This is a genomic window from Acidimicrobiales bacterium, from assembly GCA_035546775.1.
Taxonomy (GTDB): Bacteria; Actinomycetota; Acidimicrobiia; order Acidimicrobiales; family JACCXE01; genus JACCXE01.
Genome location: DASZWD010000052.1, coordinates 1 through 24,643 on the forward strand (window position 1 = coordinate 1; position 24,643 = coordinate 24,643).

25 protein-coding genes are annotated in these 24,643 nt (G+C 69.5%); 12 read left to right on the forward strand and 13 right to left on the reverse strand.

Going from position 1 to position 24,643, the window contains the following annotated elements:
• From VHC63_12690 to VHC63_12700, 3 genes are all read left to right on the forward strand, one after another.
• Window positions 1-1,236 (forward strand): NAD(P)/FAD-dependent oxidoreductase (locus VHC63_12690; protein HVV37458.1); only part of this gene is annotated, 1,236 nt, incomplete at its 5' end.
• Window positions 1,237-1,265: 29 nt separating this feature from the next.
• Window positions 1,266-3,152, forward strand: coding sequence for an ATP-dependent DNA helicase (locus tag VHC63_12695; GenBank protein HVV37459.1), 1,887 nt, complete (start codon window positions 1,266-1,268; stop codon window positions 3,150-3,152).
• A gap of 190 nt (window positions 3,153-3,342) precedes the next feature.
• Window positions 3,343-3,969, forward strand: coding sequence for a hypothetical protein (locus VHC63_12700; protein ID HVV37460.1), 627 nt, complete (start codon window positions 3,343-3,345; stop codon window positions 3,967-3,969).
• A gap of 71 nt (window positions 3,970-4,040) precedes the next feature.
• On the opposite strand, the gene VHC63_12705 is transcribed toward VHC63_12700, so the two are convergent.
• The 11 genes from VHC63_12705 to VHC63_12755 are packed head-to-tail and all read right to left on the reverse strand — an operon-like array spanning window position 4,041 to window position 12,313.
• Window positions 4,041-4,994: a 2-dehydropantoate 2-reductase gene (locus tag VHC63_12705; protein ID HVV37461.1), complete on the reverse strand. Its 954-nt coding sequence runs from the start codon at window positions 4,992-4,994 to the stop codon at window positions 4,041-4,043.
• A gap of 17 nt (window positions 4,995-5,011) precedes the next feature.
• A complete protein-coding gene (gene era / locus VHC63_12710; GenBank protein ID HVV37462.1) occupies window positions 5,012-5,848 on the reverse strand; it encodes a GTPase Era in 837 nt (278 codons plus the stop codon).
• 2 nt (window positions 5,849-5,850) lie between these two features.
• A complete protein-coding gene (locus tag VHC63_12715) occupies window positions 5,851-7,128 on the reverse strand; it encodes a hemolysin family protein (protein HVV37463.1) in 1,278 nt (425 codons plus the stop codon).
• Window positions 7,125-7,622: an rRNA maturation RNase YbeY gene (gene ybeY / locus VHC63_12720; GenBank protein ID HVV37464.1), complete on the reverse strand. Its 498-nt coding sequence runs from the start codon at window positions 7,620-7,622 to the stop codon at window positions 7,125-7,127. Before ybeY ends, VHC63_12715 begins: the two co-directional genes overlap by 4 nt.
• The gene (locus tag VHC63_12725) at window positions 7,619-8,590 is read right to left on the reverse strand and encodes a PhoH family protein (GenBank protein HVV37465.1); all 972 of its coding nucleotides are present in this window, start codon (window positions 8,588-8,590) and stop codon (window positions 7,619-7,621) included. Before VHC63_12725 ends, ybeY begins: the two co-directional genes overlap by 4 nt.
• Before the next feature lie 25 nt (window positions 8,591-8,615).
• Window positions 8,616-8,966 carry a histidine triad nucleotide-binding protein gene (locus tag VHC63_12730; protein HVV37466.1) on the reverse strand — a complete coding sequence of 117 codons (351 nt, stop codon included), beginning with the start codon at window positions 8,964-8,966 and terminating at the stop codon, window positions 8,616-8,618.
• A complete protein-coding gene (locus VHC63_12735) occupies window positions 8,967-9,236 on the reverse strand; it encodes an excisionase family DNA-binding protein (GenBank protein ID HVV37467.1) in 270 nt (89 codons plus the stop codon).
• Window positions 9,237-9,245: 9 nt separating this feature from the next.
• Entirely contained in the window at window positions 9,246-9,959 is a 714-nt protein-coding gene (locus tag VHC63_12740) for a hypothetical protein (GenBank protein HVV37468.1), read from the reverse strand.
• A gap of 13 nt (window positions 9,960-9,972) precedes the next feature.
• Complete coding sequence (hemW, locus tag VHC63_12745) at window positions 9,973-11,067, reverse strand: radical SAM family heme chaperone HemW (protein ID HVV37469.1); 1,095 nt, start codon at window positions 11,065-11,067, stop codon at window positions 9,973-9,975.
• Window positions 11,048-11,602: a transcriptional regulator gene (locus VHC63_12750; GenBank protein HVV37470.1), complete on the reverse strand. Its 555-nt coding sequence runs from the start codon at window positions 11,600-11,602 to the stop codon at window positions 11,048-11,050. Before VHC63_12750 ends, hemW begins: the two co-directional genes overlap by 20 nt.
• A gap of 18 nt (window positions 11,603-11,620) precedes the next feature.
• Complete coding sequence (locus VHC63_12755; protein HVV37471.1) at window positions 11,621-12,313, reverse strand: RsmE family RNA methyltransferase; 693 nt, start codon at window positions 12,311-12,313, stop codon at window positions 11,621-11,623.
• 31 nt (window positions 12,314-12,344) lie between these two features.
• Between VHC63_12755 and VHC63_12760 the strand changes: the two genes are divergently transcribed.
• From VHC63_12760 to VHC63_12785, 6 genes are all read left to right on the forward strand, one after another.
• The gene (locus VHC63_12760) at window positions 12,345-13,100 is read left to right on the forward strand and encodes an alpha/beta hydrolase (protein ID HVV37472.1); all 756 of its coding nucleotides are present in this window, start codon (window positions 12,345-12,347) and stop codon (window positions 13,098-13,100) included.
• 26 nt (window positions 13,101-13,126) lie between these two features.
• Window positions 13,127-14,845 carry a VanW family protein gene (locus VHC63_12765; GenBank protein ID HVV37473.1) on the forward strand — a complete coding sequence of 573 codons (1,719 nt, stop codon included), beginning with the start codon at window positions 13,127-13,129 and terminating at the stop codon, window positions 14,843-14,845.
• Window positions 14,846-14,855: 10 nt separating this feature from the next.
• Window positions 14,856-15,725 (forward strand): TIGR01777 family oxidoreductase, encoded by an 870-nt coding sequence (locus VHC63_12770; GenBank protein HVV37474.1) that lies wholly within the window; start codon window positions 14,856-14,858, stop codon window positions 15,723-15,725.
• 9 nt (window positions 15,726-15,734) lie between these two features.
• On the forward strand, window positions 15,735-17,117 hold the full coding sequence (locus tag VHC63_12775; GenBank protein HVV37475.1) for a wax ester/triacylglycerol synthase family O-acyltransferase: 1,383 nt from the start codon (window positions 15,735-15,737) through the stop codon (window positions 17,115-17,117).
• 6 nt (window positions 17,118-17,123) lie between these two features.
• Window positions 17,124-18,317 (forward strand): NAD(P)/FAD-dependent oxidoreductase, encoded by a 1,194-nt coding sequence (locus VHC63_12780; GenBank protein HVV37476.1) that lies wholly within the window; start codon window positions 17,124-17,126, stop codon window positions 18,315-18,317.
• Between the two features lie 143 nt (window positions 18,318-18,460).
• Complete coding sequence (locus VHC63_12785; GenBank protein ID HVV37477.1) at window positions 18,461-19,324, forward strand: polysaccharide deacetylase family protein; 864 nt, start codon at window positions 18,461-18,463, stop codon at window positions 19,322-19,324.
• Here the strand turns inward: VHC63_12785 and VHC63_12790 are convergent.
• Window positions 19,314-20,453, reverse strand: coding sequence for an acyl-CoA dehydrogenase family protein (locus VHC63_12790; protein ID HVV37478.1), 1,140 nt, complete (start codon window positions 20,451-20,453; stop codon window positions 19,314-19,316). The two genes, VHC63_12785 and VHC63_12790, sit on opposite strands and share 11 nt — an antisense overlap.
• A complete protein-coding gene (locus VHC63_12795) occupies window positions 20,453-21,448 on the reverse strand; it encodes an NAD-dependent epimerase/dehydratase family protein (GenBank protein HVV37479.1) in 996 nt (331 codons plus the stop codon). Before VHC63_12795 ends, VHC63_12790 begins: the two co-directional genes overlap by 1 nt.
• Before the next feature lie 20 nt (window positions 21,449-21,468).
• Between VHC63_12795 and VHC63_12800 the strand changes: the two genes are divergently transcribed.
• From VHC63_12800 to VHC63_12810, 3 genes are all read left to right on the forward strand, one after another.
• Entirely contained in the window at window positions 21,469-23,085 is a 1,617-nt protein-coding gene (locus VHC63_12800; protein HVV37480.1) for an AMP-binding protein, read from the forward strand.
• Window positions 23,085-24,188 (forward strand): acyl-CoA dehydrogenase family protein, encoded by a 1,104-nt coding sequence (locus VHC63_12805; protein ID HVV37481.1) that lies wholly within the window; start codon window positions 23,085-23,087, stop codon window positions 24,186-24,188. Before VHC63_12800 ends, VHC63_12805 begins: the two co-directional genes overlap by 1 nt.
• Before the next feature lie 85 nt (window positions 24,189-24,273).
• Window positions 24,274-24,642, forward strand: coding sequence for an NUDIX hydrolase (locus VHC63_12810; protein HVV37482.1), 369 nt, complete (start codon window positions 24,274-24,276; stop codon window positions 24,640-24,642).
• The last annotated feature ends 1 nt before the right edge of the window (window position 24,643 follow it).

Genomic DNA, 24,643 nt, shown 5'->3' on the forward strand with positions numbered 1-24,643 from the left:
CTCGAACACCTGCTGCGGGCGCGGTCGGAGCGGGTGCTGCTCGTCGCTCCCGAGAACTTCTTCCTCTTCTCTCCCCTGCTGCCTGAGGCGGCGTCAGGCACGCTCGAGCCGCGTCACTCCGTCATCCCGCTGCGCGAGTTCCTGCCGCGCACGCGTGTCATCACCGGGGAGGTGTCGTCGCTCGACCCGGTGGGGCGGCGCGCCAAGGTGGTCGACCTCAACGGCGACACGCACGAAGTGGCGTACCGCTGCCTGGTGTTCTCTCCGGGCTCGACGCCCACCACGCGACCGATTCCCGGATTGCTCGAGCACGCCGTCGGGTTCAAGACGTTGCCCGACGCCATCTACCTGCGCAACCACGTGCTGCGCCAGCTCGAAGCCGCCGATGCCGCCGAGGACTTGTCACGCCGGCGCCAGCTGCTCACCTTCACCTTCATCGGCGGCGGCTACTCGGGCGTCGAGGCGCTGGCCGAGTTGGAGTCGCTCGCCCGCGACGCCATCGAGCGGTCGTATCCGAAGCTGCGCTGGGCCGACATGCGCTGGGTCCTCGTCGAGGCCGCCGACACGATCCTGCCGGGCCTCGACGCCCGTCTCGCCCGCTACGCCGAGCGCAAGCTGCGGGCGAAGGGCATCGAGCTGCACCTCGGTACGCAGCTGACGAGCTGTGAAGACGGAATCGTCACGCTGTCCTCCAGCACCGTGGCGCCCTACGCCTCGGGCACCATCGTGTGGACCGCCGGCCAGCAGCCCAGCCCGCTCGGCCCCGCCAGTGGCCTCGAGGTCGACGGGCGCGGGCGCGTGCCCGTCGACGAGTACCTGCGCATCGCCGGTCTGCCCGACGCCTTCGCCATCGGCGACGCGGCGTCGGTGCCCGATCCGGCGGAGCACGGCCAGCCGTGCCCGCCCACCGCGCAGCACGCCCTACGCCAGGGCGTCGTGGCCGCCGAGAACGTCGCCGCCGCGCTCGGCGTCGGCGAGCCCAAGGCGTTCCGCTACCGCAACCGCGGCCTGGCGGTGACGCTCGGGCGCAATCAGGGCGTCGCCCAGGTCAAACGGCTGACCTTCACCGGCCCGCTGGCGTGGTTCATGGGCCGCTCGTACCACCTGCTGATGATGCCGGGCCTCGCCCGCAAGTCCCGGGTGGTCAGCGACTGGACGATCTCGCTGTTCTTCCCCCGCGACGTGTCACAGCTGGGCACGCTCGGCCAGCCCACGCCGCTGCCACCGTCCGAGTAACCCGTACACCCCGTCTGTAAGGTCGCCTCATGGCGGAGGAAGGTCTGGTCGGCGCGCTCGCGAACGTGATCGCGCGCCTGCCCGGCGGCGGCGAAGTCCGTGACGGCCAGGTCGAGATGGCCGTCGCTGTCGAACACGCCATCGACACCAAACGCCACCTGATCGTGCAGGCGTCGACGGGTACCGGCAAGACGCTGGCGTACTTGGTGCCGGCGATCCTGAGCGGCGGCAAGGTCGTTGTGTCCACCGCGACCAAGGCACTGCAAGACCAATTGTCGGCCCGCGACTTGCCGTTTCTCCAGCAAGCGTTGCCCGTCCCGTTCGAGTTCGCCGTGCTCAAGGGTCGGTCGAACTACCTGTGCAAGCAGCGCGCCCGCGAGGTGCAGGGCGGCGGCGACGAGCAACTCCAGATCGAGGAGGTGGCCACCACCACCAGCCTCGGCAAGGAGATCGTGCAGCTCGTCGACTGGGGCCGCAAGACCCACACTGGCGATCGCAGCGACCTGCCGTTCGAGCCGTCGCCCAAGGCGTGGTCGATGGTGAGCGTCACCGGTATGGAGTGCCCGGGGGCGGCCAAGTGCCCGTCGGGCATGGATTGCTTCGCCGAGCGGGCGCGGATGGCGGCCGAACAGGCCGACGTCATCATCGTCAACACGCACCTCTACGGCAGCCACCTGGCATCGGGCGGCCACGTGCTGCCCGATCACGACGTCGTCATCTTCGACGAGGCGCACGAGCTCGAAGACATCGCGGCGAGTTCGTTGGGCCTCGAGATGACCTCGGGCCGCTTCAGCAGCCTGGCCCGCAACGCCCGCCGGCTCGTCGGTCCGGGCGACGGCGCGTCCGTCGACGAGTTGATCGCGGCGGGCGACCGCTTCGAGCGCGCCGTGGAGCCCTACGTCAACCAGCGCCTCGTCGGCGACCTGCCGACCCCGCTCGCCGAGATGTTGACCGAGGGCATCGAGCGCACGCAGGCGCTGCTGCGCGCCATCAAGGGCGCGCCCGACGACGACCCGACGAAGGCGCGGGTCCAGATGGCCGGCGGCCACCTCGCCGGCGACTTGTCGGTGGTGCGCGACGTCGGGGCGTCGCACGTGCGCTGGGTCGAGGGTCCCGCCCACGCCCCGGTGCTGAAGGTGGCGCCGATCGACGTCGGCGGCGAGCTGTCCGAACGGCTGTGGCCCGAGCACACGGCGATCCTCACGAGCGCGACCGTGCCGGCGAGCCTGGCGGTGCGCGTCGGCATCCCGGCCGACGCGCACGACGAGCTCGACGCCGGCAGCCCGTTCGACTTCGGCACCCAGGCGCTGCTGTATTGCGCCACCCACCTGCCCGACCCCCGCAACGAGACCTACCGCGACCAGCTGCACGACGAACTCAGCGTGCTAATCGACGCCGCCGGCGGCCGCACGCTGGCGCTGTTCACCAGCTGGACGGCGATGCAGAAGGCCGCCGAGGAAATGCGGACGCGGCTGAAGGTCCCGATCCTCGCCCAAGGCGACCTGCCCAAGCCCAAGCTGGTCGACGCCTTCGCCCGCGAAGAGGCGGCGTGCCTGTTCGCCACCATGGGCTACTGGCAGGGCGTCGACGTGCCGGGCCGCACGCTGTCGCTAGTCACCATCGACCGCATCCCGTTCCCTCGGCCCGACGAACCGCTGCTGCTCGCCCGCCGCGAGCGCGCCGGCAGCGCTGCGTTCCGGCTCATCGACCTGCCCCGCGCCGCCACGCTGCTGGCCCAAGGCGCGGGACGCCTGATTCGTTCCGCCACGGACCACGGGGTGGTCGCCGTGCTCGACTCCCGCCTGGCAACGGCCAACTACCGCTGGGATCTCATCAACGCGTTGCCCCCGATGAAGCGCACGAAGGACCGCGCGGAAGTCGCGGCGTTCCTGCGGCGGTATCACGCCGCGGATTGAACCGACGGGAGTCCCACCGGCGCCGGGACTTCTGCCTCTACTGCCGCCGCGCCGGCGACGGGTCCAATACAGGCATGACCGAATGGCTTGTCGCAGCCCTCATGCTTGCGAGTGTTGGCTCGGCGCTCGAGATCGTGCGCCGCCACGCCGTGGGCGTCCGCGTCGTCCGCGTCCAGCGGGCGGCACGGCGATGACCGGACTGAAGGTCCTACTCGTCGAAAGCCAGCCCGGCAGTGGGCTCGCTGACACGACTCGTCTCCTCGAAGCCGGCCACAGCGTCGTGGGCTGCTTCCCGGACCGGTGGGGCGACCAACCGCGGCCGCACCCCTTCGTGTGCACCGGTGTGGCCGAGGGCACGTGCCCGATCGAGGACGGCGTAGACGTCGCCCTCGTCGTGCGCCCCCAGGCGCAACCGCGTCCCACCGGCCTCGAGGCGGGAGCGCAGTGCGCCCTGCGCGCCGGCATCCCGCTGGTCGAGCGTGGCCTCGAGGCGTACGACCCCTACGAGCCCTGGGTCGGCGCACGCGTTCACGGTGACGTGGTCCTCGCTTGCGAGGAAGCGATCGACGCCAGCAACGACGACCTGCGCCACGAGATCTTCCGCCGGATCCATCCGATTCTCGACGACGCCGGCCTCGTCGCCCACGAACTGCGGTTCGGCTTCGACACGACCGGTGGCGAATTGCGCGTCACGATTTCGGGCCCCGCCATCGCCGAAGAGTTCGAGCAGCGGATGGCCGTACGCGTCGCCGACGCCGTGCGGGCAACGCGGCGCCACTTCAGCAAGAAGAACTTCGTCTACGAGGTCGCCGCCTAACCCGGCACGGTGACGCCTCGTCAGCGGGCCGGCTTCCGGCGACCCCTCCCCCCTCCGCCGGACGCCGCCCGCTAAATCTGTTCGAGAATCGCAGCCGCGGGAATCGACTCCGGCGCCACGTGCGCGCGCGCCGCTTCGTTGGCCAGCCGCTGGAGTGCAGCGTTCACCGGAGTCGCTACCCCGTGAAGACGACCGAGCAGCACGATCTCGCCGTTGAGCCAGTCCGTCTCGACGTCGCCCGCGCCGCGAGCGAGGCTCTGGTGCGTCGACCCGCCGAGCCGGTGCTCACCTTTGATCGGCACGATCGTCAGGTGGTCAGCGCGCCGTTCGCGGTCTTCCTCGTCGGACGCGTAGTCGATGCCGGCGGCGTCGAGCACCGCCTTGCCTTCGTGCCGGGCGGCGCGCCGGAGCTGTCCCGCCTCCTCGCTCGAGCCACTCAACGCCACGATCGCGTTCGCGAGATTCATCAGCAGCTTCGTGTACTTCCACCGCATGACCTCGTCGCGCACGACGCAGTGAAACCCCGCAGCGTTGAACGCGGCGACGACCTCATGGGCGGTGTCGTCACTGCCGCGGGGATAGCGGCCCACGTCGAGCAGGCCCGGCGTCGGCCAGGCGTGCGCCTGCACCACGCCCGCTTCGAGGTGGGCAGCGGGCATCATCACGACGCAGCCGTAGGTGTGCTCGAAGTGGCGCAATACCACCCGCTCGTTGTCGACGCCGTTCTGGGCGCACACGACCGCGAGCGACGGCGGCCCCACCGCGGCGAGGGCCCGCACCGCCGCCGACGTGTCCTGCGACTTCATCGTGAGCACCACGACGTCGTCGGCGCGCCAGTCGATCGCGGCCGGATCGGTGACGACGGGGACGGCGAAGGTTTCTTCGTCGTCGCCGTGTTCGAGGGTGATGCCCCGCCGCTGCATCGCATCCGCGTGCGCGCCGCGCGCGATGAGCACGACCTCGGTCCCGGCGCGGAACAACTGCGCGCCGACGACGCCGCCGATGGCGCCGGCGCCGTAGATCACGAAACGCCGGGCCGCGCTCAGAACCCGAGCCGATCGAGCGACGCGTCGCGGCGCTGCCAGTCCTTTTCCACCTTCACGACGAGATCGAGGAACACGCCTTCGGGCATCTGCTCGCGCACGGCAATACCGACGCGCTTGAGTACCTCGCCCTTCTTGCCGATGACGATGCCCTTCTGCGAATCGCGCTCGACGAGGATCTCGACCTTCACGACTGGCCAGTCCCAGTCGACGACACGGCACGTGACGGAGTGCGGCAACTCCTCGCGCAGGATCGCCAGCAGCTGCTCGCGCACCAACTCGGCGACCCAGTGTTCTTCGCTGGTGTCGCTCACCTGGTCGGCGGGGTAGAGCAGCGGGCCTTCGGGCAAGCGTTGCGCGATGGCGTCGACCAGCGCGTCGACGCCTTGACCTGTGCGGGCCGAGACCGGGAAGTACTCGGCCTTGTCGAGCCCGCCGGCGGCCGCGAGCTGCGTGATGATCTGATCCTTCGACGCCCGGTCGCACTTGTTGACCACGACGAGCGCGCCCGGCGGCGTGAGACTGGCGACGAAGCGGTCACCGTCGCCGAGCGGCGCGGTGGCGTCGAGCACGAGGCACACGACGTCGACTCCGTCGAGGGCGTCGGTGGCCGTGGCGTTGAGACGCGTGCCGAGGCGCGTGCGCGGCTTGTGGATGCCCGGCGTGTCGACGAAGACGATCTGGGCATCGGGGCGGGTGAGCACGCCGCGCACCGCGTGGCGCGTCGTCTGGACCTTGTTCGAGACGATCGACACCTTCGTGCCGAGGATGGTGTTGAGCAGCGTCGACTTGCCGACGTTCGGCCGGCCCACCAACGTGGCGAATCCGGAGCGCATCGTCACTCGTGGTGGTCGGATGCGGGCGCGGCGCCGACCTTGATGCGCACGCGTCCGATGCGTCGACCCTGCACGCGCTCGGCGGTGAGCATGTGGCCGCCGCACATCACGTGCTCGCCGTCGACCGGGACGTGGCCCATCTTGTTGAACAGCAGACCCGCGACCGTGTCCCAGTCATCGCCCTCGGGCAGTGCGATCTTGAGCAGCTCGTTGACCTCGTCGATGGGCATCTTGCCGTTGACCCGCACGTCGCCGTTGGGCAGGCGCTCGATCGGCGCCTCCTCGACGTCGTACTCGTCGGTGATCTCGCCCACGAGTTCCTCGATGAGGTCTTCGAGCGTGACGATGCCAGCGGTGTCGCCGAACTCGTCGAGCACGAACGCGAGATGCAGCTTGCGCCGCTGCATCTCGCGCATCAGTTCCGCCACCGGCTTGCTTTCGGGTACGAACAGGCCCTCGCGCGCCAGGTTGCGCACGCCGATGTCGGCGCGCCCTTCGCGCTCGGCGCGCAGCAGATCCTTGGTGAACACGACGCCGATGATGTTGTCGATGTTCTCGTCGTAGACGGGTATGCGGGAGAACCCGTGGCGCAGCGCCACCTCGATCACCTCGGTGACTTGCTGCGCCCCTTCGACGGCGACGACGTCGGGCCGCGGCACCATCACCTCGCGCGCCACCGTGTCGCCGAACTCGAACACCGAACGAATGAGCTCGCGCTCTTCCTGCTCGATCACGTCTTCGTCGGCCGCCGCGTCGGTGAGCGCCAGCAGTTCCTCTTCCGACACGTACGGGCCTTGCTTGAGTCCCCGGCCAGGCAACAGCGCGTTCGACACCGCGATCAGTGCACGGGCAATCGCCCGCAGCGGCGGGAAGTTGCCGATGGCGAGCACGGGCCGGGCAACAAGCAGCGCGGCGCGGTCGCCGTTGAGCACCGCCCACGTCTTCGGCGCCGCCTCACCTACGACGAAGAGGATCGCGATTTCGAACACGATGCCCAACACGACGCCCCACTGGTGGAAATGCCGCTCCGCGACAATGCCCACGAGCGTGCCGACCGCCAGGTGCGACCCGAGCACCACGAGCAAGACCGGGTTGAGGTAACGCTCGGGCTGGCTGGTGATGCGGACGAGCTCGCGGGCTCCCGGGCGGCCCTCGTCGGCCATCACGGTGGCTTTGTGCTTGCTCATGCGCGTGATGCTCGTCTCCGCGAGCGCGAGCAGGCTCGCGTTGAAGACGAGCAGCACGACCACCACGAGAATGACGATCTCGCCGCCGCTCACGAGTGGAACTCCGCCAGCAGCTCGCGTTCGCGCGCTTCCATCTTCTCGGCGTCGGCTTCCTCGATGTGATCCATCCCGAGTAGGTGGAGGATGCCGTGCACAAGCAGCAGTGCGATCTCGTCGTCGTAGGTGCCGGCGTGCTCGGGCGCGTTGCGCGCCGCCACCGACGGACAGATGACGACGTCGCCCAGCAGCGTCGGCAGATCGCTCGGCTCGGGCGGTTCGCGACCGGGAGCGGGTCCACCGGCGTCGGGCCACCGCCCCGGCTCGTCGGGGTCGTCGTCGAGGGGAAACGCCAGCACGTCGGTGGGGCCGCTCTTGCCGAGGAATCGCTCGTTCAACGACGCGATGGTGGCTTCGTCGACGAACAGAACCGACAACTCGGCGTCACCCTTGACCTTCTCGGCGCGCAGCACCTTGTCGGCGAGGAGTTGCCAGCGCGGGGCGTCGACCGGCTGGTCCGACTGCTCGTCGCTGACGAAGACGTGGATCAATGCTTTCGCCGCGACGTCTTGGCGTTGGCGGTGTCGTGGCGTTCGTAGGCCGACACGATGTCGGCGACGATTTTGTGACGCACGACGTCACGATCGCTGAGACGGACGAACGCGATGTCGTCGACGCCGCCGAGGATCGCCTCGACGCCGACGAGCCCCGACTTCCCCGTTGCCAGGTCGACCTGGGTGACGTCGCCCGTCACCACCGCCTTGGAGCCGAAGCCGATGCGGGTGAGGAACATCTTCATCTGCTCCGGCGTCGTGTTCTGCGCCTCGTCCAGGATGATGAAGGAACCGTTAAGCGTCCTGCCGCGCATAAAGGCCAGCGGCGCAACTTCGATCGTGTTGCGCTCCAAGAGCTTCAACGCACCTTCGGTGGTGAGCATGTCGTAGAGGGCGTCGTAGAGCGGACGCAGGTACGGATCGACCTTGGCGAGCATGTCGCCGGGCAGGAAGCCGAGGCGCTCGCCCGCCTCGACGGCGGGGCGCGTGAGGATGATGCGTTCGACGGCCTTGGCCTGGAGCGCCTGCACCGCCAGGGCGACGGCGAGATAGCTCTTGCCCGTGCCCGCCGGCCCGATGCCGAAGGTGACGGTGTGGCTCATGATGGCGTCGACGTAGCGCTTCTGGCCGGCGGTCTTGGGCCGCACGCTGCGCCCGCGCGCCGACTTCAACACCTCGGCGGTCAGGATCTCGCTCGGCACCTCGTCCTTGCGGATCATGTCGATGGTGCGCACCACGTTGGCGGTGTCGAGCGGCGTGCCCGACTCGAGCAGCTTCACGAGCTCGGAGAAGAGACGCTCGACGTTGCCGGCGTCGCCCCCGTCGATGATGACCTCGTTGCCCCGCACGACGATCGACGTGCCGGGAAACGCCGCCTCGATGGCGCGCAGGATCTCGTCGTGCTGGCCGACGAGCGCGGCCATGAGGTCGTTGCCGGGGACGAGGTAGGTAGCGGTTGGCGACACTGAGTTACGCGAAGCGTACCGGGGGCTACCCCGGAGGCCAGGACATTTGCCGGCCTCCGAGTACGTGGAGGTGGAGGTGCGGGACGGACTGGCCCGAGTCCGGCCCGACGTTGAACACGGTGCGGTAGCCGGAGGCGTCGACGCCCTCGGCCACCGCCACCGCGCGGGCGGCCATGAACATCTTGGCCAGCACGTCGCCGTGCTCGTCCGCGATGTGGTCGGCGCCGACGATGTGCTGCTTCGGGATGACGAGGACGTGGGTCGGCGCCATCGGGTTCAGGTCGCGAAAGGCCACCACGTCGTCGTCGTCGAGGACGACGGTGGCGGGAATCTCGCTACGGACGATCTTGCAAAACAGGCACTCCGCCTCGCCCAACTACCCCTCCTGCTCGTCGTAGTCGGGCCGGCCGTGGATGCTGAGCATCTCCCCGCCGGCGGTGTCGGGATACAGATGCGCCAGCGATCCCGGGGCGATTCGGACGCTCTCGACGAACTTGTCGAGGTCCTGCTCCTGGACGCGGATGACGCGACCCATTTGATAGGCGACGAGTTGGCCCTCGTCGATGAACCGGTACAGCGTGCGCACGGTCACACCCAGCCGCGCACAGCATTCCTTCGTGCTCAACCAAACGATCGGATCAGCCATGGGATTGCATTACCCGTAATTGACATCACATGTCGCAGTCGCGTCGAAAGTGCCGTATCCGGACACGTCCCGGGTCTGGGAAAGGGTGATGGCCTCGCCCGACTTGAGGGGCGCCTGGTTGCTCGCCGTCATCGTGAAGACGATGTCGCTGCCCCCAGACGTGTGCAGCGTGACCGTCACGACGATGTTGTTGTCGGGGAAGGCGACAGATTTGCCCGACTGATTGTCCATGGTGACCGTGAATTTGACCGAGGCGGTGTCGCCGCTGACGCCGCCGCCCGCAGCCGTCTTGATCGTGAAGCGGAACGGATCGGCCCCGCTCGGCGGCTGGGTGGCGCTGGCGCTGAACGAGCCGTCGGAACCGTGGGTGAACGATGCGCTGTTGTCGGTGTGCTCCGTGACCGGACCACTCGGCGAGGCGACCGTCGTGGTCGTCGTGGGTTTCTTGGTCGTCGTCGTGTGCTTGACGGTGGTCGCGGTGGTGGTGGCGACGGTGGTCACGGGGGCCGGGGCGGTGGTCGTGGTGTCCTCGACGAACACGGTCGTAGTGGTCGTCGGCTCCTCGGTCGTCGTGGTGACGCGCTTGAGCGTGGTGGTCGGAGCGACCGCCGACAGGTTGCTGTGGTGCTTGCCGCCCTTGGTGGCGAGGAGCACGAACGCACCGAAAGCGACGACGGCAACGGCGACGATGGCGATATTGCCCAGGTTCTTGCGCGGTTTCATCTCAAGCGCGACGTTAGGGCCTACGGGCCGGTGATCGGAGCCGCAGCGCCACTTCGTTGGCCAAAAGCCGCCCGGCGACGGTCAGAACGAGCCGCCCGCCTCGGCGTTCGACGAGGTCCGCGAGGTCGGGATCGGACTCGTCGAGGGCGCCGACGGGCACGCCGTCGCGGGTGCGCAGCGCCAATTGCAGGGCCTCTTCTTCACGCGTGGTCTCGTCGAGTTCCTCGGCTCCGCTCTCAGGGCTCGTGGCCGAGGCGACGGCGTCGATGTAGCGCTCGGGGGTGCGGTGATTCCACCAGCGCCGGCCCGCCGCGTGGGAATGGGCGGCGCAACCAATGCCGCGGTAGTCGCCCTGTGACCAGTACAGCCAGTTGTGCCGGCACTCGTGGCCCGGCTCGGCCCAGTTCGAGATCTCGTAGTTGGCCAGTCCGGCGGCGCCCAGCAACTCCTCGGCGAGGAGGTATTTGGTCGCCTGGTCGTCGTCGTCGGGGTGGCGGGCGGGTTGTGCCGCCAGCGGCGTGCCCGGCTCGACCGTCAGGGCATAGGCGCTGACGTGGGGCGGCCGCGGCGCGAGGGCGAGCACGTCGCGCAGCGTCGTCTCCCAGTCGGCGACCGACTCGCCGGCGGCGCCATAGATGAGGTCGACGTTGCAGCTGGCGAAACCGGCGCCGGCGACGAGTTCGACGGCGCGGTGGACCGCGGCGCGGTCGTGCTCACGGCCGAGCGACCGCAGCACGTGGGGCACCGTCGACTGGACGCCGAGCGAAATGCGCGTGACGCCCGCGTCGCGGTAGATCGCCAGCAGGCCGGCCGTCACGTTGTCGGGGTTGCACTCGACGGTGACCTCGGCGCCCGGCGCCAGGCGAACGTCACGCAGCAGTTCACCGAGGAGCACCGGGTCGAGCAGCGACGGCGTGCCGCCGCCCACGAACACCGAGGTGGCCGGCACCAGGTCAGCGCGCGCCAGTTCGGCGCGGCAGGCGTCGACGTAGGAAGCCTGGAGGTGATGCCGGTCGGTCCACGTGGCGAAGGCGCAGTAATCACAGCGCTTCGAGCAGAACGGGACGTGGATGTAGACGCCGTACGCGTCAGGCGCGGATGGAAACACCCAACTGGTCCAGCCGCCGGCGCATGATCGCCGGCGTCGTTTCGAAGAGGAAGGCAAGGGCCCGCAGGTCGTCGCGACGGATCGCGATGCGGCGCGACGTGAAGTCCTGACGCTTGACCTGGATCATGCCGACGTAGCGGCCGATCAGCTCCCGCTCGTCCGCCGGCAGCCGTTCGAGGCCGTCGAGGTCGATGACGACGGGCGGACCTTCGTCGCCGGCGACGGGCCAGCTCGGCGGCGCGCCCGCCACCGCCGTCTCGCGCAGGTCGAGCGTCACGCTTGCATCGGCGTGGCCGGGCAGGAGGTAGTCGACGGAAACGTCGTACAGCGCCGCCAGGCGCTGCAGGCGGGCGACGGAGATGGCGCGCTCGCCGCGTTCGTAGGCCCCGAGCACCGACGCCCGGAACTCGCCCTCGGAACGGGCCTCCACCGCCTGCAACGACAGATTTCGCTGCTTGCGGACGGCCCGCAGGCGCTGACCCACCCGAAGGCTGTAGTTGGCGTCCGCGTCGCTGGTCGTCGCGTCCTCGTCCACGAAAACCACTCTAGGTGGTCAGCGGCCACCCCCAGCAATGAGGCGACCGTCCCGAAGGGCCGTCAGCAGCACGCCGGCGGCCACGGCAGCGGTTTCGGCGCGCAGCGTCGTCGGCCCCAGATCGACGTGGCGGGGCACCACCGCCAGTTCTTCGTCGGTCCAGCCGCCCTCGGGGCCGACGGCGATCGTGTGGATCCGGGCGTCGAGCGGGCCGCCCTCGGCTTCGGCCAGCGCCACGCCCTCCCCCGCGACACCGGCCAGCGGGGTGACGTCGGCGACCTCGGGCAGGAACACCCGCCGCGACTGCATGGCGGCGGCGTGGGCGACGGCGCGCCAGCGCTCGACGTTGCGCGCCGCCTTTGCCGCGTCCCACTGCACGACGCTGCGCGCCGCCGCCACCGGCACGATGCGGTCGACGCCGAGCTCGGTCAGCTTCTGGACCGCCAGCTCGGGCTTGTCGGCCTTGGTGAGCGCGAACGCGACGGTGACGGCGACCCCCGGCGCGTCGTCGTACTCGACGGCGCCGAGCGGCTCGAGCGCGTCATTCTCGGCGAAGGCACACAGCCGATAGCCGCCGCGGCCGTCCGATGCCGTCACGGGTTCGCCGGCGCGCAAGCGCAGCACCCGGGCGAGGTGGTGCGCGTCGTCGCTGGTCAGCACCGGCGCGGCCAGGTCGGCGACGAAAACGTGCGCGGCTCCACGATGACGCATTCCCCCATCGTGGCCTGCCAATCTTTCGGGCGTGGAACCCCACTTGTCGGTGCAGGTCTTCGACGACGACCGCGAGGACGACGCGCCCCGCGTCGTGCTCGTCCATGGCGTGATGGACCGCGGCGCGAGCTTCAGTCGCGTCGTTGGCTACCTCTACGACGAAGTCGTCATCACCTATGACCGTCGCGGTTACGCCCATTCGATGGAAGCGCCGCTGTCAGACTCGCTCGACACGCACGTCGACGACCTGATCGACGTGATCGGCGACCAGCCGGCGTACCTCATCGGCCACAGCCTCGGCGGCGTCATCACGCTGACTGCCGCGGCGCGCCGGCCTGATCTGGTGAAAGCGGTCGGCGTCTACGAATCACCGATGCCGTGGCTGCCGGAGTGGCCCACGACGACGGCCGGCGCACGCACGCTGGCCGAGGATTCCGACCCCGCCACGGCCGCCGAGTCGTTCATGCGATACCTCGCCGGAGACGAGGCGTGGGAGATGCTGCCGATGAAGACCCAACAGCAGCGCAAGGCCGAGGGCCCGGCGCTGTTGTCCGATCTGCGCATGCTCCACGGCGGTGCCGCGCCGTTCGAGGCGCAGGAGGTGACGGTTCCTGTGGCCGTTGCGGGTGGTTCACTTACACAGGAGCACCACAAGCAGGGCTGTGAAGTAATGGCGAAGATGTTCGACACCGAAGTGCAGTGGATTGAAGGCGCGGGCCATGGGGGCCACATGAGTCACCCGGGTCCGTTCGCGTCGTTTGTGCGGCGCACCATGCGCAACCCGTGACGGAATCTGCGCGAGCGTTAGTCGTGATGCATCCCAGGCGGCGGCTTGTCTTCGTCGCGCTCGGAGTGGCGGTTCTCGCCTGCGGGCTCGTCGGCACGGCCATGGCCATCAACGGCCATGGCAAGGTGGCGCGCCACGTCACGCTGAGCGGCCACAGCGTCGCCGGGCTGTCGCGCGCAGAGCTCACCGCCCGCGTGAAGGCCATCGACACCCAACTGCGCAAGACCACAGTGCAAATCGACGCGCCGCGCCACGGGTTCAAGATCACCCTCGACGATCTCGGCGCCCGCGTCGACGTCGCCAAAACCGTCAAGGCCACCATGCGCGTCGGCCGGAGCGGCAACCCGCTCGGACGGCTGTGGAGCGCGGTGAAGGCGTGGGTCTCAGAGCGGCCGGCGTCGATCCAGATCTCGATCGACGAAGCGAAGCTGCGCGCCGCCGTCGCCGCCCACGACCCCGGGCCGAAGACCCCGTCGAAGGAGCCGTCGCTCACGCGCACGAAGGGCGTCTTCGTCGCCGTCAACGGCCAAGCGGGCTACGGCATCGATCCGACCGAGGTGGCGCGCTTGCTGCCCGGAGCTGTTGCCGACGGCGCGCCCATCCGTCTCAAGGTCGGCCGCGGGCGCGTGCCACCGCGCTACACGATGGCGGACGCCGAAGCGCTCGCCCGCCAAGCGAACGCGCTGGGCAAGCTGGAGTTGAAGGTAAGCGCCGGCGGCGAGACGCAGACAGTGTCGCCCACGATGCTCGCCGGTTGGATCGACGCGCTGCCCACGGCTGAGGCGCTGTTGCTCGGCGTCAACGGCCCGCGAGCAGTCACCGACCTCCAGAAGTTGTTCCCCGACGTCGGCAAGCCTGTCGCGCAGACGAAGTACGGCATCTCGAGCAGTGGCGCCGTCGTGGTTACCCCCGGTTCGGAAGGCACCAAGTGCTGCGACCCGGATCAGGTGTCGACGCTGCTCACTGCGGCAATCCGCCGCCCGCCGGCCAAGCCCATCACCCTGCCGCTGAAGATCACCGAGCCCGACATCACCCAGGCCGACATCAACGCCTTCGGCATCAAGGAAGTGATCGGTACGTTCACCACGCACCACGTGTGCTGCCAGCCGCGTGTGCAGAACATCCACCACATCGCCGATCTCGTGCGCGGCTACGTGATGAAGCCCCACACCCGGCTGTCGATCAACACGCTCATCGGGCCGCGCACGCTGGCGAAGGGCTTCGTCGTCGACCACGTGATCGAAGACGGCGTGTTCTCCGAAGCCGTCGGCGGTGGCATCTCCCAATTCGCCACGACACTGTGGAACGCGGCGTTCTTCGGCGGTCTCGATCTGATTTCACACCAGAGCCACAGCATCTACATCAGCCGGTACCCCTACGGCCGCGACGCCACGCTCAACTACCCGCAGCCCGATCTCGTGATCGGCAACAGCACGCCCTACGGCGTGCTGGTGTGGCCGACGTACACGGGGACGTCGCTCACCGTCACGCTGTACTCGACGAAGTACGCCATCGCCGAGCAGACCAACCAGACCCAGGGCAAGCGCGGCGTGTGCACCGACGTCGTGACCGAGCGCACGCGCACGTATCCCGACGGGACGAAGAAGGTCGACAAGATCCACGCGGTGTACCGACCCGGCGAAGGACAGAACTGCGACGGGACAGTGAGCGCAACCACGACGACGAGCCCACCGAAGGCGACGACCACGACGAAGCCCGCGTCGCCTTCCACGACGAGCCCCTAGGGTCGCGCGCATGCGTGTCGCGGTAACGGGCAGCAGCGGACTCATCGGCAGCGCGCTCACGGCGTCGCTCACCGCTGACGGGCACGAGGTGATCCGCATGCAGCGCGGCCAGCAGTGGGACCCGGTCGCGGGCTCAGTCGCGCCGGGCGTGCTCGACGGCGTCGACGCCGTGGTCAACCTCGCCGGCGAGGGCGTCGCCGAGAAACGCTGGACGGAAGAGCAAAAGCAGCGCATCCGCGACTCGCGCGTCGTGGGCACCACCGCGATCGCCGAGGCGTGCGCGGCGGCGAAGGTGCCGACCCTCGTGTCGGGATCGGCCGTTGGCGTCTACGGCGCGCCCGGCGCCACCATCGTCGACGAGTCGCAACGTCCGGGCGACGACTTCCTCGCCGGCGTCGTCACAGCGTGGGAGGCGGCGACCGCCGCCGCGGAGAGCGCCGGCACGCGCGTCGTGCATGCCCGCACCGGCATCGTGCAGAGCGCACGCGGTGGCGCGTTGAAGCGGCAGCTGCTGCCGTTCAAACTCGGCCTCGGCGGCAAGATCGGCAGCGGCGACTTCTACGTGAGCTGGATCGCACTCGAAGACGAAGTGCGCGCCCTGCGCTTCGCCATCGACACACCGTCGCTCACGGGGCCGGTGAACCTCACGGCACCGAATCCGGTGACCAACGCCGAGTGGACCAAAGCGCTCGGGCGCGTGCTGCACCGCCCCACGTTCCTGACGGTGCCGCCGATCGCCCTGCGCCTCGCGCTCGGCGGCGAACTGGTCGACTCGCTGCTCGCCAGCCAGCGCGTCGTGCCCCGCAAACTCCTCGATGCCGGCTTCGAGTTCCGCTACCCCACGATCGACGAAGGGCTCGCCGCCGCACTGACCACGTAGCATTCGTTCATGGCTGATCTCGAGTTCGACGATCGCATGAGCGACTCCGATGCCCTGATGTGGGGCATCGAAAAAGATCCGCTGCTGCGTTCCACCATCGTGGCGGTCGCGATTCTCGACCGAGCACCGGATCGCGAGCGGTTGGTCGACCGCATTCACCGGTCGACGTTGCTCATTCCGCGGCTGCGCCAGCACGCGGTGCAGTCGTCGCTCTCGGCCGCGCCGCCGCGCTGGGTGTTCGATCCGAACTTCGACCTCAACTACCACCTGCGCTTCCTGAAGGCGCCGGGCAACGGCACGCTGCGCGAGTTGCTCGACCTGGTGGCGCCGATCGGGATGCAGGGTTTCGACCGCGCTCGGCCGCTGTGGGAGTTCTACATCGTGGAAGGACTCGAAGGCGGCAAGGCGGCGATGGTGCAGAAGGTGCACCATTCCGTGACCGACGGCGTCGGCGGCGTCGAGATCGCGCTCACCATGCTCGACCTCGAACGCGAACCGACCGTCGATCTCGGTCCGCTACCCGAGGCACCGGCACCGCAGCGGTTCAACGCCCTCGAACTACTCACCGACGGCATCGCCCATGAGGCGCGCCGCCAAGCCGGCATCGTCTCGCGCCTCGCCGGCGAGGTGGTCAAAGCGGTGCGCACGCCCCGCGACACCGCGACCGCCGCCAACGACATGGTCTCGTCGCTGGCGCGCATGCTGGCGCCGGCGTTCGAGCCGCTGTCGCCCCTTATGGTCGAGCGGTCGCTGTCGGCGCACTACGACACGCTCACGATCTCGTTGCCGGACTTGAAGTCAGCGGCGAAGGCGGCGGGCGGCAAGCTCAACGACGCGTTCGTCGGCGGTGTGGCCGGGGGGTTGCGGGCGTACCACGCGCATCACGGCGTCGACATCGAAGCGCTGCGCATGGGCATGCCGATCAACATCCGCGAGGCCTCGGCGGCCGCCGGCGGCAACCAGTTCGTGCCGGCCCGCTTCGCCGTGCCGACGAACATCAGCGATCCCGTCGAGCGTATGGCCGCGATCCGTGAACTCGTGCTCGCCCAGCGCGCCGAGCCCGCGCTGGGTTTCGTAAGTCCGATGGCGGGAGTGCTGACCCGGTTGCCGTCGCGGGTCACGACCCAGCTGTTCGGCTCCATGCTCAAAGGCGTCGACTTCACGACCTCGAACGTGCCTGGTGCGCCGATGGACGTCTACCTCGCGGGCGCGCACCTCGAGGCGTCGTTCCCCTTTGGTCCGCTGTCGGGCGCGGCCCTCAACATCACGCTCATGTCAGGGCCCGAAGAGGTCTACATCGGCGTCAACTCCGACCCGGCGGCGGTTCCGGATCCTGAGGTACTCGTGGGCTGCCTGCACGAAGGCTTCGACGAGATCCTCAAGCTCGCGTAGTCGTCGATGCACGTTGTCGTTGTGGGTGCGGGACCGGCGGGCAGCGCCGCGGCCATCACGTTGGCCCGCGGCGGCGCGACCGTCGTCGTGATCGACAAGGCGACCTTCCCGCGCGACAAGTGCTGCGGTGACGGCCTCACGACGGGTGCGCTGCGCCGCCTCGAGGAACTCGGCCTCGACCCGGCAGCGTTGCCGAGTTGGCAGACGGTCGACGACGTCGTGGTGCGCAGCGTGTCGGGCCGCACGTTCCGCTTCCCGATGCCGCGTGGTCGCGGCGTGTACGCCGCGGTCGTCCGGCGGAGCGAACTCGACGCCGCCCTCGTGGAGTTGGCCCGCGCCGCGGGCGCCGACGTGCGCGAGGGCGTCGGCGTCGCCGGGGTCGCGGCCGTCGGTACCGGTGTGCGTGTGTCGACCGACGACGGCGACGTGCTCGACGCCGACTACGTGATCGCCGCCGACGGCGTGTGGTCGGCGGTGCGCAAGCTGACGGGCGCCAGCGACGAAGAGGGGTACCTCGGCGAGTGGCACGCGTTCCGCCAGTACCGCAAGTCGACGGCGCCGGCGGCGCGGGATCTGTGGGTGCTGTTCGAAGAAGACCTGCGGCCTGGGTATGCCTGGTCGTTCCCGCTCGCCGACGACATCGTGAACGTCGGCATCGGCATCCTGCGCAAGCCGGGCGAGCCGACGAAGGACCTCGGCCGCCGGTTCCGCGACGTGCTCGAGCGCGCCCAGTTCGTCGACGTGATCGGTGAATCGGCGGAGGAGTCCCCGGCCAAGGCGTGGCCGATCCCGGCCCGGGTCGAAAAGACGGCGCTCGACGCACTCGACGGGCGAGTGCTGTTCGTGGGCGACGCCGCCCGCGCCACCGACCCCATGACGGGCGAAGGCATCGGCCAGGCGCTCGAGACGGGCGAGTACGCGGCGATGGCGATCCTGAGCAGCGGCGATCCGGCGGCGCGCTACCGGAGGGTCGTCGCGACGGGCCTCGCGCGCGACAACCGCCTCGCCGGCTGGTTGTCGCGCAACGGCCTCGCGCACCGCAAGGGCATCCGCTACGCGCTGCGCGTCGCCGGGCTCACCGACTGGACGCGGCGCAACTTCGCCCGCTGGCTCTTCGAAGACGAGCCCCGGGCGATCCTGGCGACGCCGCACCGCTGGCACCGCCACTTCCTCGAAAGAGACGGCGCCTTCAAGCCGTAGATGCCTCAACCCCGCCGACTGAACCGTTTGGCGGAGTTAGGAACGTGATCCGGCGCGATTCACGTTCCTAAGTCCGCCACATGGGCACTTGGGTGGGACTTTCGTCCCTACTGCGCGGCCTATGAACGGCGGACCCTCGCGGCATGTCGCGACGCACGTTGATCGCCGTGATGGCCGCGGTGCTGGCCGTCATCGCGACGGTCGCGCTCGTGATCGCCCGCTCCGGCGGCAACAGGTCGACCCCGACGACGACAACCACGTCGACCTCCACGAGCACGACAACCACGTCGACCGCGTCGACGACGACGCCGTCAACGACAACCACCACGACGCCGGGGAGCACCACAACGCGTCGAGCGACAACGACGACGACCGCCGCCGTGGCACCGGCCATCGTCGTGCGGCGCGGCAATCCGAATCGGATGACGGTGGCGCTCACCTTCGACGCCGGTTCGGACACGGGATACGCGGCGCAGATCCTCGACGTCCTCAAAGCCAACGGCATCAAGGCGACGTTCGGCCTCACGGGCAAGTGGACCGAGGCCAACCCGGGCCTCGTGGCGCGCATGGCGGCCGAAGGGCACCTGCTGGTCAACCACAGCTACGACCACCCGTCGTTCACCGGCGGGTACGGCGGACCCGTCCTCACCCAGGCGCAACGCCTCGACCAACTGGCGCGCACCGAAGCCGCGGTGCACGCGGCATCAGGGGCGACGACCAAGCCGTGGTTCCGCCCGCCCTACGGCGCCGAAGACGCGTCGGTGCGCGCCGACGTCGCCCTGGGGGGCTACCGCTACGAGCTGATGTGGACCGTCGACTCGTGGGGTTGGAAGGGTGTCCCCGCCGACGAAGCCGTGCAGCGCGTCGTCGACGGCGCCGTGCCCGGCGCGATCTTCCTCCTGCACGTCGGTGGCGCGTCGAGCGACTACTCGGGGCTCCAGCGCATGATCGACGGCCTCCGCGCGAAGGGCTACAGCTTCGCGACTGCCGCCGGCGTCATCGCATGACGACGCGGGACTCGGCCCAGGTCTTGCCGACTTCGACGTCGATGTCGTGCGGCAGGCCGAGCACGCGTTCGCCGATGATGTTGCGCTGCACCTCGCTGGTGCCGCCGCCGATCGTCAGCGCCGGCGCGAACAGGAAGCCGTACTCCCACATGTCCTGGGCCGCCAGCATGCCGCGGGCGCCGTGGAGATCCTTGGCGACCGCCATGATGTGCTGGCCGTGTTCGTCGGCGAGCGCCTTGCGGATCGACGCCTCGGGCCCCGGCGCGCGGCCCTTGATGACGGCCGACACCGTGCGCAGCCGGATCAGCCGCAGGATCTCGGCCTCCGTGTAGACCGACGCGATGCGCTGACGCAGCAGCGGGTCGGTGACACCGAGGCCGCGGGCGTACTCCACGAGATCGGTCGCCGTGGGCCCGCGGCCCCACAACGCGCCTTCGCCCGACAGCGACACGCGCTCGTTGCCCAGCGTCACCTTGGCCAGCGCCCACCCGCCGTGGAGCGGCCCGACGAGGTTCTCCTTCGGGATGCGCACGTCGGTGAAGAAGACCTCGTTGAACATGTGCGCGCCCGTCATCTCGATGATGGGCCGCACCTCGATGCCGGGCGTGTCCATCGGGCACACGAAGTACGACACGCCCTGATGCTTCGGCTGGTCGGGATCGGTGCGGGCGATGAGGATGCCGTACTTGGCGACGTGGCCGAGCGAGGTCCAGATCTTCTGACCGTTGACCACGAACTCGTCGCCGTCGAGCACGGCGCGCGTCGACAGCGCGGCGAGGTCCGAGCCCGCACCCGGCTCGCTGAAGAGTTGGCACCACACGTCCTCGCCGGAGAGCAGTCGCGGCAGGTACTTCTGCTGCTGCTCGTCGCTACCGGCGTACACGATCGTCGGGCCGGCCCAGCCGATGCCGATCGGGTTCATCGGCCGGTTGACGCCCGCCTTGCGCAGCTCGTCGTCGATGATGATCTGCTCGATCGGGTCGGCGTTGAGGCCCCACGGCTCGGGCCAGTGCGGCACGACGTAGCCGGCCTCGGCCAGCGTCTTGCCGTCGGGCGACGGGTTGTCAGCGAGCCACTGGCGCACCTTGAGCCGGCGCGGGTCGTCGTCAGCAGGAAGGTCAAAATCCATCAGGCGCGAGCCTCCCACTCGGCGAGCACCGATTGCTCTCTCTCTGGGGCCAGCGGACCGCGCAGCGGTTGGTCACGCCGGGTGCGGTCCCATGCCAGCGTGTCGCGTACGACCTCGTCGAGCGACCGGAAGGTGAGGCCGGCGTCGACGGATCGCGCCACGTTGACCGACAGCATCCCGGCGCTCTCCGACAGCGACGGGATCCACACCGGCAGCTCCTGCCACGGCGCAACTGCGTGCTCGAGCAGGAACTGCTCGTCGACCCACACCGGCGCCGCCGCGTGCTCGCCCGCGGCGCGCCGACAAGCGGCGACGACGTCCTCGAAGCGCCACGGCTCCGCCGGCCCGCAGCCGTTGAACGTGCCCGACGTGCCGGCGGCCGCCATGCGCACCATCCACTCGGCCAAGTCGCGCCCGTCGGCCAGCTGCACCGGCATGTCCTTCCAGTCGGGCACGATCGCGTCGCCCCCGAGGTCGAAGCGGCGCGGCCAGTAGGTGAAGCGGTCCGACGGATCCCACGGCCCGACGATCAGCCCCGGCCGCACGATGCAGGCGCGGTCGCCGTAGACCTCGCGCACGACGTCCTCGCACAGCACCTTCAGCGCGCCGTAGTTCTCGCCGGTGATCTCGGTGGCGTCGACGTCGTCGGTCGTGGCCAGCGCGCCGTCGACGTCGACGCCGGGCTGCGATACGTCGGCGTACACCGACACGCTCGAGACGAACGTGTAGTGACCGACGCGGTCGCGCAACAGTTCGGCGACCGGACGGACGTGACGCGGGAAGTACCCGCACGTGTCGATCACTGCGTCCCACTCCCCCGTCGCCAGCGCGGAGAGGTCACCGTCGCGGTCGACGGTCAGGCGGGCGACCGACGGGAACAGGTCCGCGTTGGTCTTCCCGCGGTTGGCCAGCGTGACCGAATGGCCCGCCGCCAGCGCGGCGTCGACGACGTGGCGGCCGAGGAACATCGTTCCGCCAATAACCAGCAACTCCATACTCCGTAGTATGTCCGCCCATGTCCGGATGGAACTTTGCCGATGTGTGGGAGGTCATTGCTGAGACCTTCCCCGATGCCCCCGCCCAGATTCAGGGCGACCGCCGCTTTTCGTGGAAGCAATTCGACGAGCGGGCCGATGGCATCGGGCACTGGCTGGTCGGCATCGGCGCCCAGCAGCAGGACAAGGTCGCGCAGTACATGTACAACTGCCCCGAATATCTCGAGTCGATGTTCGGGATCTTCAAGGCGGCGACGGTCCCGGTGAACACCAACTACCGCTACGCCGACGAAGAGCTGCTGTACCTGTGGGACAACGCCGACGCCGTGGCGGTCGTCTTCCACGGCACGTTCTCCGATCGCATCGGCGCTCTGCGCGACAAGCTGCCGAAGGTCAAGGGCTACCTGTGGGTCGACGACGGCTCGGGTCCGTGCCCCGACTGGGCCGACAAGTACGAAGACGCCGCGGCGATCGACAAGGGTCGGTGCACGCCGGCGTGGGGCCGTTCGGGCGACGACCTCTACATGCTCTACACCGGCGGCACGACGGGCATGCCCAAGGGCGTGATGTGGCGCCAGGACGACGTGTTCGTGTCGCTGTCCTGCACGGGACTGACGGCGCGCTACCCGGAGCACGGCACCCTCGACGACGTGCGCGCCGCGCTGACGATGCCCGGCGGCGGCGCCATCCCGGCCGCGCCGCTCATGCACGGCACGGGTTGCTTCACCAGCTTCACGACGCTCAACACCGCCGGCTTCATCGTCACGCTGACGAACCGCACCTATTCGCCCGAGGAACTGCTCGACACCATCGACCGCGAGGGCGTGAACATCGTCGCCATCGTCGGCGACGCGTTTGCCAAGCCGATGCTGCGCGCCCTCGAGGCCAACCCCGACCGCTGGACGCTGTCATCGCTCATCGCCATGGTCAGCTCCGGCGTGATGTGGGCCGAGGAGACCAAGCAGGGCCTGCTCAAGCACCATCCGGGCATGCTGCTGATGGACGCGTTCTCTTCCTCCGAGGCGCTGGGCATGGGGTCGTCGGTGTCCTCGGCCGCCGGCGCGGCCCACACCGCCAAGTTCACCCTCGGCGAGAACGCCATGGTCATCCGCGACGACGGCACTCCTGTCGAACCAGGCTCGGGTGAGGTCGGGCGCGTGGCGGTCAAGGGCCGCACGCCCGTCGGCTACTACAAGGATCAGGCCAAGTCCGACGCCACCTTCGTCACCATCAACGGCGCCCGCTACTCGATCCCGGGTGACTACGCCACCGTCGCCGCCGACGGCACGCTCGAACTACTCGGCCGCGGCTCGGTGTGCATCAACACCGGCGGCGAGAAGGTCTTCCCCGAAGAAGTCGAGGAAGTGCTGAAGACGGCGCCGCACGTGCGCGACGCGGTGGCCGTCGGCGTGCCCGACGAGAAGTTCGGCCAGGCGATCGTCGCCATGGTCGAACTGGCGCCTGACGCCGAGTTGAACGAGGGCGAGATCATCACCCACGTCAAGAGCAAGCTGGCGTCGTTCAAGGCGCCCAAGCGCGTGCTGCAGGTGCCGAGCATCGGTCGCGCCGCCAACGGCAAGGTCGACTACAAGCGGCTCACCACCGAAGCGACCGAGCGCGTCGGCGCGCCGTCCTAGTGACGAGCGTCGAGGAGTTCGCCGCCGCGGCGCGCACATTCCTGCGCCAGCGCAAGGACGCGGGCACGCTCCCGTCCGACTGGGGCGCCATCCTGCCCGGGCCGATGACGGAGGTCGGCCGCGCCTGGCAACGCGATCTCTTCGACGCCGGCTTCGCCGCCATCGACTGGCCCGTCGAATACGGCGGGCGCGGCCTCACGCCCGACCACGTGGCCGCCTGGCGCGAAGCGTGCTCCGAGTTCGAAGCGCCGGCGGTGCTCAACATGGTCGGCCTCGTGCTCACCGCCGGGGCCCTGCTGACCTTCGGCACGCCCGAACAGCAGGCGGCGCACCTGCCGCCCACCGCGCGCGGCGAGCGCGTGTGGTGCCAGATGTTCTCCGAACCCGACGCCGGCAGCGACCTGGCGGCGCTCACCACCAAGGCCGAGCGCGACGGCGACGTGTGGCGCGTCAACGGCCGCAAGGTGTGGACCTCCGCGGGTCACGCCGCGGACTGGGCGATCTTGATGGCGCGCACCAAGTCGCTCAGCGAAGCGCCGAAGCACGAAGGGATCTCGTTCTTCGTCGTCGATTGCAGGACGCCGGGCATCGAGTTCCGCCCGCTGCGGCAGATGACCGGGTCGGCCGAGTTCGACGAGGTGACGCTCGACGACGCGATCCTGCCCGCGGCTGCGCTCCTCGGTCCCGAACACGGCGGCTGGGGCGTCGCCATGGGTGCGTTGACGCGCGAGCGCGGGTTCATCGGCGGCAGCGTGAAGGCGCTGGAAGCACGGCTGGCGTCGATAGTCACGCACGCGAGCGACAACGCGATCGAACGAGACCGGCGCGTGCGGGCGTACTCGACGGGCAAGGCGCTCAGCTACCTGACACAGCGGCAGGGCCCGACGGCGTCGGTGGCGTCGTCGCTGGCGAAGCTCGGCATTTCCGAGCTGTCGATGGAACTCGCCGCCGTGCGCGCCACCACCGCCGACGCCATGCTCGAAGGGCCGGCGGCGAGCGCCGTCGTGAGCTCTCCGGGCGCCCGCCTGGGCGGCGGGACGAGCGAGGTCCAGCGCAACATCATCGGCGAACGGCTGCTCGGACTCCCCCGCGAGCCGAAGTAAAGCCTTGCCCCGCCTTCGGACTTTGTGAAAGGATTCACGAGGGGGTCGTGCTACGACCGGAGGCTGACAAGTGACGGAACCGCAATTGCAAGTTCCCCTGGACGGTCTGTTCCTCTCCCCCACGCCTCCGTGGGGTGCGTCGGTGCTCGTGCGCCGCGGACCCGACGAGCTGCTGCTGCTGCGCCGACGCGGCCAGTGGGGCCCGCCGGCGGCGACGCGGCTCCCGGACGAGCCCGTCGCCACGTGCGCGGCCCGCGCCCTGTACGAACTCGCCGGGCTGCGCCTGCCGATGTGGCCTCTCGGTGACCTCGACCCGTCGTGGATCGTCTTCGTGGCGTCGGTCAACGACCAGCACTTCGTCGTGGACGCCGACGAGTACGAGTGGGTGTCGATCGACGAGGCGCGCCGTCGCTGCACTGACCGCGTGTCGGCGACCCTCGACCGGGTGGCGTAGA